This window comes from Kitasatospora sp. NRRL B-11411, from assembly GCF_000721345.1.
Lineage (GTDB): Bacteria > Actinomycetota > Actinomycetes > Streptomycetales > Streptomycetaceae > Kitasatospora > Kitasatospora cineracea.
Window position 1 is genome coordinate 1 of sequence record NZ_JOGH01000319.1, and the last position, 431, is coordinate 431.

At 78.0% G+C, this 431-nt stretch carries 1 protein-coding gene; it reads left to right on the top strand.

All coding sequences use genetic code 11. The features are described 5' to 3' along the window. Positions 1–431: AMP-binding protein (locus IH44_RS42205; RefSeq protein ID WP_035958663.1), on the top strand; the 431-nt coding region annotated here is incomplete at both ends.

The following is a 431-nucleotide window of genomic DNA, read 5'->3' on the forward strand; positions in this document are numbered from 1 at the left end:
GAACCCGCCGGCCCCCTCGGAGAACCCGCCCTCCCCCCGGACGCCGGGACGATCCACGGGGCGTTCCTCCACCAGGCCCAGGCGTCCCCGGACGCCACCGCCGTGGTCCACGACGGCGAACGCCTCTCCTACCGGCAGCTCGCCGACCGCGCGACCGCCTACGCCACCGGCCTGCGGCACGGCGGAGTCCGCCCCGGCGACCGGGTCGCGGTCCGGATGCACCGCTCCGCCGACCTGATCGCCCTGCTGCTCGGCATCATGGCCGCCGGAGCCGCCTACGTGCCGATCGACCACAGCACCCCCACCGCCCGGGCCCGCCAGGTGATCGAGGACTGCGCCCCGGCCCTGACCGTCACCGACCGGCCCCCCGCCGACGAACAGCTGCCCGGCCGAACCCTCCACCCCACCGCCCTCCACCCCCCCGGCCCCCC